The sequence below is a fragment of the Streptomyces sp. NPDC050315 genome, assembly GCF_040655775.1.
Lineage (GTDB): Bacteria > Actinomycetota > Actinomycetes > Streptomycetales > Streptomycetaceae > Streptomyces.
Genome location: NZ_JBFAKN010000005.1, coordinates 691561 through 706574, shown reverse-complemented (window position 1 = coordinate 706574; position 15014 = coordinate 691561). Strand labels below are relative to the sequence as shown.

The window sequence follows — 15014 nt, the reverse complement described above, 5'->3', positions numbered from 1 at the left end:
GTCCCGCCTGGGCCCGCCTGAGTGGCGTCTACCCGCAGACGGAGCGCACAGCGCGTGCCAGGGCAATCGTGTGGAGCGGGTCCAGGTGCTCGTCCCGTACGACGTGTGCCGAGGCGACGGCCAGGACGGGGGTGCAGGAGGGGGAACGGCGCGCGGGCGCGGAGTCGGCGAGGGCGCGTACGAGACCCTCGTTGATGCGATTGATCTCCTTGCGGACCTCGTTGAGATCGGGGCGCGTGGTGGGGGCCTGGGCGGGATCGGCGGCCCAGCGGCGGTGCAGGCCGCGCTGCACGATCTTGTTCGCCTCGATCTGGTCGCGGAAGACGGCCACCGTACGGTCGGGATCGGCACCCAGCTCGCGGGCCCGCTGCGCCACCGCGTCGAGCACCTGCTGCTCCCGCGCCGGGTCGTCGATGGGGCTGCCGGTGCCCCACTTCGCCGCCGCGACGAGGTCGGCGGTGGCCAGCCGCTCGGCGGACAGCGCGACAATCGGGCGCAGCACGGCGTAGGGGCCGCCGGGATGCGCGGCGGACGGAGCGGCTTGGGCCGCCGGGGTCGCTGAGGCCGCGACCGCGCCGGGCGCTCCGGTGAACAGGACGGCCGCGGCGGCGGCCATGGTCAGCGCGCCGCGGAGGGAGGTGCTGATGCGCACGGAGTGCCCTTCTCTATTGCGTTCTTCTGCGTTCTTCTCGCTCGACCGCCTTGTTGTACTCGATCAACGGCCGCCATGACCACCGGCCGTCAGTCCGCCATGGCCACCGGCCGTCACCCCTCCCGCGCCAGGAACCCCCGTACCGCTTCGAGGAATTCGCGCGGCCGCTCCTCGTGGACGAGATGGCCGGCGCCGTCGATCGTGACGAGTTCGGCGTGCGGGATCAGCTCCGTCATACGGGCCAGGTGCTCCTGCGGGATGTGGCTGTCGGCACCGCCGCCGATCACCAGCGTCGGCGCGGTGATCCGCGGGAGCCCGTCCCACCAGCGCGGGTCCGGCGCGTTCCGCTCCGCCACCACCGCGGCCTTCGCCGCCCAGTCGAACGCCGCCGGGCCGGCCGGCTCCTCCGGTACCTCCTGCGGCGGCTCGGCGGGCAGCGGCGGCGCCGCCTCCTCCAGGACCAGCCGCGCCACCAGTTCGGGCCGCTCGGCGGCCAGCAGCAGCGCGGCCACCGCGCCCAGGGAGTGGCCGATCAGCGTGACCTCGTCGAGCCGCAGCTCGCGGAGGAAGCCGATCGCGTCGTCCCGCCACCGCTCGAAGCCGTACTCGCCGGGCCAGTCGCTCTGCCCGTGCCCCCGCAGGTCCAGCGCGTACACCCGGTGGGTGGTCGCCAGCTGGCCGACCACCCCGCGCCAGTCCTCACCGTCCTCACCGAGGCAGTGCAGCAGTACGGCCGGGGGCGCATCCGCCTCGCCCCACGCCCGGTACGCCAGCTCAACCCCGTCCACCTGCACCTTCTGTACGTCCGCCATGGGCCGAAGGTACCCGTGGCGGCACGGTTGAAGACCCTTGACGTGTTCGCCGCCCGCTGATTACTTGTTTCCGACACCGGCCACCGAATGATCGGTCGGCGTCCGGATGACCGGTACGGGACGCGGGCGGTGCATACGGATGGCAGGAACACCGGACAGGCCGACGGCTCCGGAGGCGTACGACGACGCGGAGCGGCTGACGCGTGACGAGCTGCAGCCGCTCCAGCTGGAGCGGCTGCGGGCCACGCTGCGGCACGCGTACGACCACGTGCCGTTCCACCGCGCGTCGTTCGACAAGGCAGGCGTGCGCCCCGAGGACTGCCGTACCCTCGCCGACCTCGCGCGCTTCCCCTTCACCTGCAAGGACGACCTGCGCGCCGGCTACCCCTTCGGGATGTTCGCGGTGCCGGAGTCCGCCGTACGGCGCATCCACGCGTCCAGCGGGACCACGGGCCGCCCGACCGTCGTCGGCTACACCGAGCACGACCTGTCCGTCTGGGCCGATGTGGTGGCCCGGTCACTGCGCGCCGCCGGCGCCCGCCCCGGCCACAAGGTGCACGTGGCGTACGGATACGGGCTGTTCACCGGCGGGCTCGGCGCGCACTACGGTGCCGAGCGGCTGGGCTGCACGGTCATCCCGGCGTCCGGCGGCATGACGGCTCGTCAGGTGCAGCTCATCCAGGACTTCCGGCCCGAGATCATCATGGTGACGCCGTCCTACATGCTCACCCTTCTGGACGAGTTCGAGCGACAGGGCATCGATCCGCGGACGACCTCCCTCCAGGTGGGCGTCTTCGGTGCCGAGCCGTGGACCGAGGAGATGCGCCGCGAGATCGAGGAGCGGACGGCCATCCACGCGGTCGACATATACGGCCTGTCCGAGGTGATGGGGCCGGGCGTGGCGCAGGAGTGCGTGGAGACCAAGGACGGGCTGCACATCTGGGAGGACCACTTCTTCCCCGAGGTCGTCGACCCGGTCACCGGAGAGGTGCTTCCGGACGGGGAGGAGGGCGAGCTGGTGTTCACCTCCCTCACCAAGGAGGCCATGCCGGTCGTCCGCTACCGGACGCGCGACCTCACCCGGCTGCTGCCGGGCACCGCGCGCCCCGCCTTCCGCCGGATGGCCAAGGTCACCGGGCGCTGCGACGACATGATCATCCTGCGCGGGGTGAACCTCTTCCCCGCCCAGATCGAGGAGATCGTGCTGCGTACTCCGGGGATCGCGCCGCACTTCCAGCTGCGGCTGACCCGTGAGGCCCGGCTGGACGAGCTGACCGTACGTGCCGAGGCCCGCCCCGACGCGACCCCGGAGCAGCGCACGGCCGCGGTGGACCGGATCGCCCGCGCCGTGAAGGACGGCATCGGGGTCACCGTGGCGGTCGAGATCGTCGCCCCGGAGACGCTGGAGCGCTCGGTCGGCAAGATCAAGCGCCTCGTCGACCTCCGGCCTGCCTGACGGCCCGCTCCCTCAGCTCGTGGGCGGCTCCCCCTTGATGATGGCGAATGTGGCGCCGAACGGGTCGCGGAACATTGCCAGGCGGCCGACTCCCTCCGCGTCCACCGGTGCGATGAGGGCGACCGCGCCGCGCTCGGTCGCCGCCGCGGCCGTCGCGTCGCAGTCGTCCACGCCGAAGTACGGGTGCCACTCCGAGGTGGAGCCGCGGTCGCGGTTCTCCTGGGGCAGCTGCATGATGCCGCCCTGGCCGAACGCGGGCGAGGCCGCGACGCCCGCCGGCACGACGATCGTGTACGCGCCCGCCTCGCCCATCGGCAGGTCCTGGTACTGCCAGGAGAAGACCGAGTGGTAGAAGTCCTTGGACCGGGCGCTGTCCGTGGTGTACAGCTCGGTCCAGCACAGGGCGTTGGACTCCATCACGGTCTCCAGCCCCTTCGTGTCACCGGGCTGCCAGACCGCGAACCGGGCGCCGTCGGGGTCGGTGAACGCGGCCAGCCGCCCCGCCGTGAAGACGTCCATCGGCTCGGCGCGGACCGTACCGCCGGCGGCCGTCACCGCCTTGGCCGTGCCGTCCGCGTCCGGCGTGTGGAAGTACAGCGTCCAGGACGGGCTCGCGCCCTCCTCGACCAGCGGGCCGATCGCGGCGACGATCCTGCCGTCCAGCCGGAAGAAGCCGTAGCCGCCGGCGTCCAGCCCGGCGGACTCGTAGGTCCAGCCGAACACCTCGCTGTAGAAGGCGACGGCCGCGTCCACGTCGGGGACGCCGAGATCGAGCCAGTTCGGTGCGCCCGGTTCGTACTTGGTCGAAAGCATGAGCAGGTCCTTCGGTGTGAGGCGAAGCGTATGAACTGCTGTCGTGACGGTGTGCGCCCGCCGGCCGGGTACGGGCCGCACCGCCCATTTTTCTGAGCGGTTCTCAGCATGGCAGGCACCACTGACAATCGCCCCGCAGCGACACGTCACCGCAGGTCAGACGGCTCGCCGCTCACCGTCGTCGGCCGAACCGCTCCCGCAGCTCGCGCTTGAGGATCTTGCCGCTGGCGTTGCGCGGCAGCTCGGGGACGAAGACGACCCGCTTGGGCGCCTTGAAGGCCGGCAGCCGGGTGCGGGCGGCGTCGATCAGCTCCTGCTCGCCGAGGTCGCCCGCGTCCTCCGTCCGTACGACCACCGCCGTCACCGCCTCGATCCACCGGTCGTCCGGCAGCCCGATCACCGCGACCTCGGCGACCTTCGGGTGCTCGTACAGCACGTCCTCGACCTGCCGGGAAGCGACCAGCACGCCGCCGGAGTTGATGACGTCCTTCACCCGGTCGACGACCGTGAGGTATCCCTCGGAGTCGCGTACGGCGAGGTCGCCGGAGCGGAACCAGCCGTCCCTGAAGGCGGCGGCGGTCTCCTCGGGCTTCTCCCAGTACCCCTCGCACAGCTGCGGCGAGCGGTAGACGACCTCGCCCACTGTGCCGTCGGGCACGTCCCGGCCCTCCTCGTCGACCACCCGCGCCTCCACGAAGAGCACGGGCCGTCCGCAGGAGTCCATCCGCCCCGCGTGCTCGCCCGGTCCCAGCACGGTCGCCAGCGGGCCGATCTCGCTCTGCCCGAAGCAGTTGTAGAAGGCGAGGCCGGGGAGGCGGCCGCGGAGCCGTTCCAGTACCGGTACCGGCATGATCGACGCGCCGTAGTACGCCTTGCGCAGCCCGGTCAGGTCGCGGGCGGTGAAGTCGGGGTGATGGGAGAGGCCGATCCATACCGTGGGCGGCGCGAAGAGGCTGTCCGCGCGCCCTGCGCCCACCAGTTCGAAGATGGTCTCGGCCACGGGCGCGTCCAGGATGGTGTTCTCCGCGCCCACGGCCAGGTAGGGCAGCAGGAAGACGTGCATCTGGGCGGAGTGGTAGAGCGGGAGGGAGTGCAGCGGCCGGTCGGTTTCGGCCAGGTCGAGTGCGGTGATGGCGCTGACGTACTCGTGGACGAGCGCGCGATGGGTCATCATCGCGCCCTTGGGGAGCGCGGTGGTGCCGGAGGTGTAGAGCAGCTGGACGAGGGTTTCGGCGTCGACGTCCGTGAGCGGCGGGAGGGCGGCGAGACCCGCGGGGTCTCTGCGCAGCCGTGCCAGCCGGGCGAGCAGCGCGTCCTCGGCGTCGCGCAAGGGCAGGGCCCGTACGCCGTCCGGGAGTTCGTGGGCGAGGGCCGGGTCGGTGAGGACCAGCGAGCTACCGGATTGTTCGACGATGTACTGGAGGTCGTCGCCCGTGAGGTGGTGGTTGATGGGGACGTGGACGAGGCCGGCGCGGGCGCAGGCGAGGAAGCCGATCAGGTACGCGTCGGAGTTGTGCCCGTACGAGCCGACCCGGTCGCCGGGGTGCAGTCCCTCCCCGAGGAGCAGCCGGGCAGCGGCGGTGACCGCCTCGTCCAGTTGCCGGTAGGTCCAGGACCGTTCGGCGTACCGCACCGCCGTACGCTCCGGCACCCGCCGCGCGCTCCGCCGCAGCATTCCGTCGACCGTACTGCTCCGCACTCCTGCCATGGCGCGATCCTGTGCCCAGCCTCCGCCCGGGTCAAGGGAGACGGCGCCCGAGGCGCGGTGGCCTCCGGGGCCACGGCCACCGCGCCGCGCCTCAGAGCGCGCGTTCCCGGCCCTCCCAGTAAGGGTCGCGCAGCCGCCTCTTGTAGAGCTTGCCGTTCGGGTCGCGCGGCATGGTGGCGATGAAGTCGACGCTCTTGGGGCGCTTGTAGCTGGCCAGCCGGGTGGCGCAGTGGGCCAGGATGTCGGCGGCCAGCGCCTCGTCCGGTACGCGGCCGTCCGCCGGCTCGACGACGGCCTTGACCTCCTCGCCCCAGTCGTCGTGCGGGATGCCGAAGGCGGCGGCGTCGGCGACGGCGGGGTGGGCGAGCAGCGCGGCCTCGATCTCGGCGGGGTAGATGTTCACGCCACCGGAGATGATCATGTCGATCTTGCGGTCGCGGAGGAAGAGGTAGCCGTCCTCGTCGAGGTAGCCGAGGTCGCCGACGGTGAAAAAGTCGCCGATGCGGTTCTGCTCGGTCTTGCCGTCGTCCTTGTGGTAGCGGAAGCCGCCGGTGGCCATCTTCATGTAGACGGTGCCCAGTTCGCCGTCCGGGAGCCGGCGGCCGTCGTCGTCGAAGATGGCCAGCTCGCTGATGGGCCAGGGCCTGCCGACCGTGCCGGGTTTCTTGAGCCAGTCCTCGGCGGTGGCGAATGCGCCGCCGCCCTCGCTGGCCGCGTAGTACTCCTCCACGCACCTCCCCCACCAGTCGATCATGGCGCGTTTGACGTGGTCGGGGCAGGGCGCGGCGCCGTGGATGGCGTGTCGCATCGAGGAGACGTCGTACCGGTTCCTGGTCTCCTCCGGGAGGGCGAGCAGCCGGTGGAACTGGGTGGGGACCATATGGGTGTGCGTGCACCTGTAGGTGTCGATGAGGCGCAGCATCTCTTCGGGTGTCCAGCGGTCCATCAGGACGATTTGGTGGCCGATGTGCAGGGCGGCGGCGGAGAACTGCAGGACGGCGGTGTGGTACAGCGGCGAGCACACCAGGTGCACGTTGTCGTCGAACGGTTTGATGCCGAAGATGCCGAGGAAGCCGCCGAGATGGGTCTCCTCGGGGAGCTTGCCGGGCAGCGGGCGGCGGATGCCGCGCGGGCGTCCGGTGGTGCCCGAGGTGTAGTTCATGACCCAGCCGAGCGTGCGGCCCTCAGGAGCCGTCTCCGGCTGTCCGGCGAGGAGTTCCTGGTACGGGCGGAAGCCGGCGGCCGTACCGACCGCGTAGCGGCGCTCAGCGGGCATTCCGGCCTCGTCCGCGGCGGCGCGCGCCGCGTCGGCGAACCGCTCGTGCGCGATCAGGACCTTCGCCCCGGAGTCGGCCACGATCCAGGCGATCTCCGGGCCGACGAGATGGTGGTTGACGGGGACGAGGTAGAAACCCGCCTGCGCGGCCGCCAGATAGGCGGTGAAGAACTCGACACCGTTGGGCAGTACGGCGGCGAACGCGTCGCCGCGTTCGAGGCCCGCGGCGCGCAGCCCGTGGACGAGCCGGTTGCACGCGGCGAGCAGCCGGCCCGCGGTCCACTCCTCGCCGTCCGTCGCGATCAGGACCGTACGGTCCGGGTCCGCGGCGGCCTGGGCCCAGAAGCCGTTGGGGGGTTGCGACATGGCCGAGCTCCCTTCGGGCGGATCAGGCGCGACCCGCGATCCGGTTGATGCGGTCGATGGCGCGTTCGAAGCCGCGGGTGAGGTCGTCGAAGACGGCCTGCACGCTGCGGGTGGTGTTCATCTGTCCGACGATCTGGCCGACGGGGGTGCCGAGCAGCGGCTCGGTCTCGTACTTCTGGATGCGCGAGAGCGCGTCGGCGACCAGCAGGCCCTGCAGGGGCATGGGCAGCGGGCCGGGGCCCGCCGGGTCGTCCCAGGCGTCGGTCCACTCCGTACGGAGCTGGCGCGCGGGCTTGCCCGTGAGGGCGCGCGAGCGGACGGTGTCACCGGGGCCGGCCGCGAGCAGTTTCCGGGTCAGCCGCGGCGAGTGCAGCTCGGCCTCCTCGGTGGTCAGCCAGACCGAGCCGAGCCAGACGCCCTGCGCCCCGAGGGCGAGGCCGGCGGCGATCTGTTCGCCGGTGCCGATGCCGCCTGCGGCCAGTACAGGGAGCGGGTCGACGGCGCGCACGACTTCGGGGGTGAGCACCATCGTGGCGATCTCGCCGGTGTGCCCGCCCGCCTCGTACCCCTGGGCGACGATGATGTCGATGCCGGCTTCCTGGTGGTGCCGGGCGTGCCGGGGGCTGCCGGCCAGCGCGGCGACGAGGATGCCGTGCTCGTGGGCTCGTTGAACGATGTCGCCGGGCGGCGAACCCAGTGCGTTGGCCAGCAGTTTGATCGGGTAGTCGAAGGCGACGTCCAGCTGGGAGCGGGCGACCTGCTCCATCCATCCGGTGATCCGCCAGCCGGGCGCCGCGCCTTCGGGGAGCGGCGGCACCCCGTGTTTGTCGAGCGTCCGCTCCACGAAGGCGCGATGCTCTTCCGGGATCATCGCCTCGATGTCCGCCTCGGTGACGCCCTCGACCTTCTTCGCGGGCATCACGACGTCCAGGCCGTACGGCAGGCCGCCGGTGTGCTCCTGCATCCAGTCCAGGTCGCGCGCGAGGTCGTCGGCGGCGGCGTACCGTACCGCGCCGAGCACGCCGAACCCGCCGGCCCGGGAGATCGCCGCGGCCACGGCGGGGAACGGCGTGAACCCGAAGACGGCGTGCTCGACACCCAGTGTGCTGCTCAGCTCCGTCTGCATGCGCGCAGGATGCCGCAGCCCGCCGCACGAGGGAAGAGATTTTCTGACACCACGTCAGTTTTATGGCCGGCCCAGGAAGATCCCCGCCATGAGACCTCTCCCCGTCAGCGGCCCCGAGGGCCCGCTGCGCACCCCCGACGACACGGGGGAGCCGAGGGCGGCACGTATGCCGGTCTGGCGCAGCCCGCGGTCGTCGCGGCGCAGCGGGGTCGTGATGTCTCCGCTGCGGCCCACAGGCATGCGTTCACGACGTGGTACGCGTCCGTGCCGGGTCTCGCGCCGGTCGCGGAGGCGCTGTACGAGCAGCTGCGGTCGCCGGAGCACTGGCGCCCGTACGCGGACGCGGCGGAGACGCTGGAGGCCCTCACGGGGCACGGCATCGCGCTCGGTGTGGTCAGCGACGTCGGCTGGGACCTGCGGCCGACCTTCGCGCACCACGGGCTCGACCGGTACTTCTCCGCGTGGGTGCACTCCTTCGAGCACGACACGGAGAAGCCCGACCCGGCGCTGTTCGCGCACGCCTGCCGGGAGTTGGGCGTCGCGCCCGCCGAGACGCTGATGGTGGGTGACCACCCGGCCAAGGACGGCGGCGCGGCGGGCAGCGGCCTGCGGTGCTATGTACTGCCCGCCGGCGCAGCCCCCGGAGCGGTGCGCGGGCTGGACGCGGTACTGAACCTGGCGCTCGCGTCCAGCCCATAGAGGCCGAGTGTTCAACCCGTAGAGGCCGCGTGCTCAGCTCTCCAGTACCGCCATCGCCGCGTTGTGCCCCGGGATGCCGCTGACGCCGCCGCCCCTGAGGGCGCCCGCGCCGCACAGCAGGACATTCGGGTGCGCGGTGGCGACGCCCCAACGGGCGGCGGGGGTGTCGTCCGTGGCGTCCTCCGCATACGGGAAGGACAGGTCGCCGTGGAAGATGTTGCCGCCCGGGAGGCGCAGGTCGCGCTCCAGGTCCAGTGGGGACTTCGCCTCGATGCAGGGGCGGCCGTCGGCGTCGTGGGCCAGGCAGTCGGCCAGCGGCTCGGCGAGGTGCGCGTCGAGCTGTTCGACGGTGGCCCGCAGGAGGCGTTCCCGGGCCGCTTCGTTGTCGGCCGCGAAGAGCCGCGCCGGGGTGTGCAGGCCGAACAGGGTGAGGGTCTGGTAGCCCTGGCGCACCAGTTCGGGGGCGAGGATCGAGGGGTCGGTGAGGGAGTGGCAGTAGATCTCGCTGGGGGGTGCGGTGGGCAGTTGGCCGGCCGCGGCCTCCTGGTAGGCGGTCTCCAGCTGTTCGTAACCCTCGGCGATGTGGAAGGTGCCGGAGAACGCCTCTCGGGGGTCGACGCTCTCGTCCCGGAGGCGCGGCAGCCGCGTCAGCAGCATGTTGACCTTGAGCTGGGCACCTTCGGGGGGCTCGGGCGGCTGCTCTCCTAGGAGCGCGGCCAGCGCCTGCGGGGCGGCGTTCACCAGGACGTGGCGGGCGGCGAACGTGCCCTGCGGGCACGTCACTTCGGCCGTCCTGCCATCGGTGGCCAGGCCGGTCACCTCGTGTCCGGTGGCGATCTCGGCGCCCGCGTGGCGGGCGGCGCGGGCCAGCGCGTCGGTGAGCGCGCCCATGCCACCGAGCGGCACGTCCCAGTCGCCGGTGCCGCCGCCGATGACGTGGTACAGGAAGCAGCGGTTCTGCCGCAGGGACGGATCGTGTGCGGAGGCGAACGTGCCGATCAGGCCGTCGGTCAGGACGACGCCGCGTACGAGGTCGTCGGCGAAGGTCTTCTCGATCGTCTCGCCGACGGGCCGCTCGAACAGGGCCTGCCAGGCGTCCTCGTCGTCGATCCGGGCGCGCAGCTCGGCGCGGGTGGGGAGCGGTTCGGTGAGGGTGGGGAAGACGCGCTCGGCGAGCCGGGCGGTGGTCCCGTAGAAGCGTTCCCACGCCTCGTACTCGCGGTCGGAGCCGGTCAGTGCTTCGAACGCGGCACGGGTGCGGGCCGGGCCGCCGCCCACGAGGAGCCCGCCGGGGCGGCCGTCGCGGTCGGCGGGCGTGTAGGAGGAGACGGTGCGCTTACGGACGGCGAAGCGCAGCCCCAGGTCCTGCACGATCTTCGGGGGCAGCAGGCTGACGAGGTAGGAGTAGCGGGAGAGCCTGGCGTCGATTCCGGCGAAGGCCCTGGTGGAGACGGCGGCGCCACCGGTGTGGCCGAGCCGTTCGAGTACGAGCACGCTGCGCCCGGCGCGGGCGAGATAGGCGGCGGCGACGAGGCCGTTGTGCCCGCCGCCGACAATGATCACGTCGTAGGACGTCCGTTCCGGCATGTCTCTTGGTAGCACGGAGCGATCAGTACCGGCCAGAGGTCGACACTCCTCCGGTCGATGGCGACCGGGAACGTTCACTTCCGGGCCCGTTCGATCAGCCCCAGCAGCAACTCGGGCGCCACCCGTACGCCTCAGTGCCCCTGCGTCCCCCGCTGCTGCCGCAGCGCCGCCACCCGGCGGTACAGGCCGACCGCCTCGGCGGAGCGGCCGAGCTGTTCCAGGCAGTGCGCCTCGTCGGTGCGACTGGCCAGCGCGTCGGGGTGATCGGGCCCGAAGACCCGCTCGCGGGCCTCGGCGACCCCCCGGTACACCGACAGCGCCTCGGCCCAACGGGTCAGCCAGCCCAGCGCCACCGCGACCTCGCGGCGGCTGACGAGCGTGTCCGGGTGGTCCGGGCCGAGCACCTCCTCGCGCAGCGCGCACACCTCACGGGCCTCGGCCAGCGCCTCCTCCCAGCGCCCGAGCCGCCCGAGGTTCACGCCGAGGCCGTGCCGGGCGCGCAGCGTCTCCGGGTCCTCCGCGCCCTGCGCCTCCGTACGGGCCGCCACCAGGTCCCGGTAGAGCGCCAGGGCCTCCGCACTGCGGCCGAGCCGGCCGAGGCTTATCCCGACCTCGTAGGTCGCGGCGAGCGTATCGGGGTGCTGCGGGCCGAGCGCCTCAGTGCGCGCCGCGGCCACGTCCTGATAGGTGTGCAGCGCTTCGGGCCAGCGGCCCAGCCGGCCGAGCGTGTAGGCCACCTCGCAGCGCGTCACGAGGGTGTCGGGGTGGCGCTCGCCGAGCACCCGGGCGCGCGCCGCCGCGACCTCCCGCGCCATCTCGTAGGAGTCCTCCAGACGGCCCAGGCGGCTGAGGTTGAAGGCGAGGTTGTGGCGGCAGCGCAGGGTGTCGGGGTGGTCGGCGCCCATGGTGCGGTCACGGGCCGCCAGTACCGCCGTGTAGACCTGATGCGCCTCGAAGTGGCGGCCCAGCCGGCCCAGCACGTACGCGGTCTCCTGGCGCGCCGCGAGCGTGTCGGCGTGCTCGGCGCCGAGCGTCCGCTCGCGGCCCGCGGCGACCGCCTCGTACTCGCGCAGCGCGTCGGCGAAGCGGCCCGAGCGCGAGAGCGTGAAGGCCACCTCGAAGCGGCTGGCGAGGGTGTCGCGGTGGTCGGGCCCGAGCACGTGCTCCCGTTCGGCGGCGACCGCGCGATGCACCTCGCCCGCCTCCTCCCAGCGCCCGAGCCGACCCAGGCTCAGCCCGGCGTTGTGCCGCCCGGCGAGCGCGGCGAGCGTCGCGGGCGAGGGCGTGGGGCGTTCCTGGGCGGGCGGAGTGCTCTCGGGGCGGTGCGGCTCGAAGCCCGCGGTCCAGGTGCCGGTGAGCTCGCCGACGGCGCCTCGGGACGGCGTGCCGGGCGTGCGGACCGGCCGCGCGCCGGCGCCGACCCGCATACCGGCTGCCCACGTGGGCAGCCCGGCGCCGGCCGACTGCGGGGCGCGCGCTGTGGCGATGCGCTTGCCCAGCTCGGCGGCGTCGCGCGGGCGGTCGTCGGGGTCCTTGGCGAGCAGGTCGAGGACGATGCGCTCGTACGGCTCGGGGAGGTCGGGGCGGCGCTTGCGGAGCGGTTCGGGCGCGGTGTCTCGGTGGCCGACGAGCACGGCCCAGGCGTCGTCGAATTCGAACGGCGGGACGCCCGTGGCCAGTTCGTACAGCACGCAGCCCAGCGAGTACAGGTCGCTGCGGTGGTCGATGGTGCCGCCCGCGATCTGCTCGGGTGACATGTAGTGCGGGGTGCCCATGGCGATGCCGGTGCCGGTGAGGCGGGCGGTGAAGCCGATGTCGTGGCCGAGCCGGGCGATGCCGAAGTCGCAGATCTTCACCGTGCCGTCCGCTATCCGGACGATGTTTGCCGGCTTCAGGTCCCGGTGCACGACCGCTTGCTCGTGCGTATACGCGAGCGCCGCCGACACCTGGTCGGCGATGTCGACGAAGTCCGGTACGGGCAGCGGGTCCTGGCGGTTGTCCTCCAGAAGCTGGCTGAGATTGCGCCCGTCCAGCAGCTCCATGACGATGTACAGAATGCCGTCGTCCTCGCCGAAGTCGTGCACGACGGTGATGCCGCGGTGCTGCAGCCCCGCGGCCACCCGCGCCTCGCGCCGGAACCGCTCGCGCAGCACCCGCATGAACGACGGGTCCTGCTGCTGCCCCAGCGGCTTGAGGCACTTCACCGCGACCTGGCGGCCCAGGGACTCGTCCCGGGCCCGCCACACCTCGCCCATGCCCCCGCGCCCGATCAGATCGATCAGCCGGTAGCGGCCGTGGATCAGCCTGCTCTCCCCCATCGCCTGCTGCCGCCCCCCGTCGCCGTCGTCACTCCTGTGGCTCCCCCTGAGCACCGTGAGCCCTCAGTATGGCGGCCGGGCGGCACAGCTTGTAGGCCGATGGGCGGGTGCCGGGTCCGAGTCTGGCCACCGCACGCAGGATGTGTTTCGGCGGCAGCTGCCAGCGCACGGTCGGCGGGACCGCCCGCAGTACGCGTCCCGCGGCGCGCAGCCGCCGGTCGACGGCCGCAGGGGACGGCGCCGGCCTGCCGTACAGCTCGTGCGCGTACGGAGGGAGCGCCTCGTACGCCAGCGTGGCCACCCGCCGCCACAGCAGCGCGCGTACGGGGACCAGCGGGAGGGGCGCGGGTGGCCGCCTCAGGAAGTCGTCGACGGCCGCCGCCTCCGGGGTGGCGGCCAGCTCGGGCCGCACCTCCTCGAAGTACGCGGCGAGCCCGTCCCGGTCGGCGGGCACGGTGGCGGGGTCGAGCCCCACCAGACGGGCGGCCGTGCGGTTCTCCCGTATGTACGCGTCGCCCACGGCCCCCTGAAGCGCGGCGGCCGCGGGATGACCGGAACGGCGCACGACCTCCAGGTAGGAGTCGATCTCGGCGCAGTGCACCCACAGGAGCAGCGCCGGCTCGTCCACGGGGTAACGCTCCCCCGTGGCGGGGTCGGTGGCGGTCAGCCTCCTATGGATGCGGCGGACCGCGGCACCGGCCCGCTCGGCGGCCTCGGCGGTCCCGAAGGTGGTGGTGCCGACGAACCCGGCGGTACGCATCAGCCGCCCCCAGGCGTCGCGCCGGAAGTCGCTGTTCTGCATGACGCCGCGCACCGCCCTCGGGTGCAGCGCTTGCAGATACAGCGCCCGGACACCGGCGATCCACATCATGGGATCGCCGTGCAGCTGCCAGGTCACGGAGTCCGGCCCATAGAGGCCGGGGTCCTTGTCCGTCACCGCGGTACCCACCCCTTCAGCCCGTAGGGGATCACCTTCGTACGCGGGGCATCCCCAGGCCGATCCAGGAGATGATCTCCCGCTGGATCTCATTGTTCCCGCCGCCGAAGGTGAAGATGACGGCCGAGCGGTAACCGCGCTCGAGCTCGCCGTGGAGCACCGCGCCCGCCGAGCCCTCCTTCAACGGCCCGGCAGCGCCGACCACCTCCAGCAGCCAGGCGTAGGCGTCGCGGCGCGCCTCGGAGCCGTACACCTTGACCGCGGAGGCGTCCTGCGGGGTGAGGGCGGCCCGTTGGAGGGCGTCGACCATGCGCCAGTTGAGCAGCTTCAGGGCGTCCAGCCTGGTGTGCGTGCGGGCCAGCCGGGCGCGAACCCAACCGAGGTCGATGACGCGCCGGCCGTCGGCGAGCTTGGTCTCCATGGCCCAGCGCTGCACATCGTGGAGCGCGCGGATGGCCATCGTGCCGTGCGCGGCAAGGGTGACGCGTTCGTGGTTGAGCTGGTTGGTGATGATGCGCCAGCCCTCGTTCTCCGCGCCGACCCGGCGGCTCACGGGGACGCGGATGTTCTCGTAGTGGCTCGCGGTGGTGTCGTGGCCGGCGAGGGTGTTGATGAGGGTGCAGGAGTAGCCGGGATCGCTCGTGGGGACGAGGAGCATGCTGATCCCCTTGTGGGGCGGCGCTTCGGGCTCCGTACGGACGGCCAGCCACACCCAGTCGGCGGTGTCCCCGTTCGTGGTCCAGATCTTCTGCCCGTTGACGAGGTAGGAGTCCCCGTCCCGCACCGCGCGGGTCTTCAGCGCTGCCAGGTCGGTGCCCGCGTCGGGTTCGCTGTATCCGATCGCGAAGTCGATCTCGCCGGAGAGGATCTTCGGCAGGAAGTACGCCTTCTGCTCCTCGGTGCCGTACTTCATGATCGTCGGGCCGACGGTGTTCAGTGCCATCAGGGGCAGCGGCACGCCTGCCTGGGCCGCCTCGTCGAAGAAGACGAACTGCTCCATCGGCGTGAGGCCGCGGCCGCCGTACTCTCTGGGCCAGCCGACGCCGAGCCAGCTGTCGGCGCCGAGACGGCGGACCGTCTCGCGGTAGAAGCGTTTCCGTTCGGCGGGCGCCGCGTACCGGGCGTACGCGTTGTCCGGCACCAGTTGGGCGAAGTAGGTCCGCAGCTCGGCGCGCAGCCGCTGCTGTTCGGGCGTGTATTCGAGGTGCACGGCCCCTCCTGTCCCGGTCTGACGGCCCGTCGCTGCCGTGGTCTGACGGCCCGT

At 72.5% G+C, this 15014-nt stretch carries 12 protein-coding genes; 2 read left to right on the top strand and 10 right to left on the bottom strand.

The genetic code is table 11. From position 1 onward, the window contains the following. Positions 1-28: 28 nt before the first annotated feature. Positions 29-652 (bottom strand): chorismate mutase, encoded by a 624-nt coding sequence (locus AB0I82_RS22160; RefSeq protein WP_363259041.1) that lies wholly within the window; start codon positions 650-652, stop codon positions 29-31. A 113-nt stretch (positions 653-765) separates the two neighbouring features. Continuing rightward, positions 766-1464: an alpha/beta hydrolase gene (locus AB0I82_RS22155; protein WP_363259040.1), complete on the bottom strand. Its 699-nt coding sequence runs from the start codon at positions 1462-1464 to the stop codon at positions 766-768. 139 nt (positions 1465-1603) lie between these two features. Between AB0I82_RS22155 and paaK the strand changes: the two genes are divergently transcribed. Continuing rightward, positions 1604-2920 carry a phenylacetate--CoA ligase PaaK gene (gene paaK / locus AB0I82_RS22150; RefSeq protein WP_363259039.1) on the top strand — a complete coding sequence of 439 codons (1317 nt, stop codon included), beginning with the start codon at positions 1604-1606 and terminating at the stop codon, positions 2918-2920. Between the two features lie 12 nt (positions 2921-2932). Here the strand turns inward: paaK and AB0I82_RS22145 are convergent, their stop codons facing one another. From AB0I82_RS22145 to AB0I82_RS22130, 4 genes are all read right to left on the bottom strand, one after another. Beyond that, entirely contained in the window at positions 2933-3733 is an 801-nt protein-coding gene (locus AB0I82_RS22145) for a VOC family protein (RefSeq protein ID WP_363259038.1), read from the bottom strand. Between the two features lie 172 nt (positions 3734-3905). After that, complete coding sequence (locus AB0I82_RS22140) at positions 3906-5441, bottom strand: acyl-CoA synthetase (protein WP_363259037.1); 1536 nt, start codon at positions 5439-5441, stop codon at positions 3906-3908. A gap of 91 nt (positions 5442-5532) precedes the next feature. Next, entirely contained in the window at positions 5533-7083 is a 1551-nt protein-coding gene (locus tag AB0I82_RS22135) for an acyl-CoA synthetase (protein WP_363259036.1), read from the bottom strand. Between the two features lie 22 nt (positions 7084-7105). Then, positions 7106-8209 carry a nitronate monooxygenase family protein gene (locus AB0I82_RS22130; protein ID WP_363259035.1) on the bottom strand — a complete coding sequence of 368 codons (1104 nt, stop codon included), beginning with the start codon at positions 8207-8209 and terminating at the stop codon, positions 7106-7108. Positions 8210-8218: 9 nt separating this feature from the next. On the opposite strand from AB0I82_RS22130, the gene AB0I82_RS22125 reads away from it, so the two are divergent. Beyond that, entirely contained in the window at positions 8219-8908 is a 690-nt protein-coding gene (locus tag AB0I82_RS22125; protein ID WP_363259034.1) for an HAD-IA family hydrolase, read from the top strand. 33 nt (positions 8909-8941) lie between these two features. Here AB0I82_RS22125 and AB0I82_RS22120 read toward each other — a convergent pair whose 3' ends face one another. The 4 genes from AB0I82_RS22120 to AB0I82_RS22105 all read right to left on the bottom strand — a co-directional run bounded on the left by AB0I82_RS22120 (position 8942) and on the right by AB0I82_RS22105 (position 14960). Next, positions 8942-10495, bottom strand: a complete 1554-nt coding sequence (locus AB0I82_RS22120) for an NAD(P)/FAD-dependent oxidoreductase (protein WP_363259033.1) — start codon at positions 10493-10495, stop codon at positions 8942-8944. Positions 10496-10626: 131 nt separating this feature from the next. After that, positions 10627-12813 carry a serine/threonine-protein kinase gene (locus AB0I82_RS22115; protein WP_363259032.1) on the bottom strand — a complete coding sequence of 729 codons (2187 nt, stop codon included), beginning with the start codon at positions 12811-12813 and terminating at the stop codon, positions 10627-10629. 28 nt (positions 12814-12841) lie between these two features. Then, positions 12842-13750 (bottom strand): oxygenase MpaB family protein, encoded by a 909-nt coding sequence (locus AB0I82_RS22110; RefSeq protein ID WP_363259031.1) that lies wholly within the window; start codon positions 13748-13750, stop codon positions 12842-12844. 31 nt (positions 13751-13781) lie between these two features. Further along, positions 13782-14960, bottom strand: a complete 1179-nt coding sequence (locus tag AB0I82_RS22105) for an acyl-CoA dehydrogenase family protein (RefSeq protein WP_363259030.1) — start codon at positions 14958-14960, stop codon at positions 13782-13784. Positions 14961-15014 lie beyond the last annotated feature (54 nt).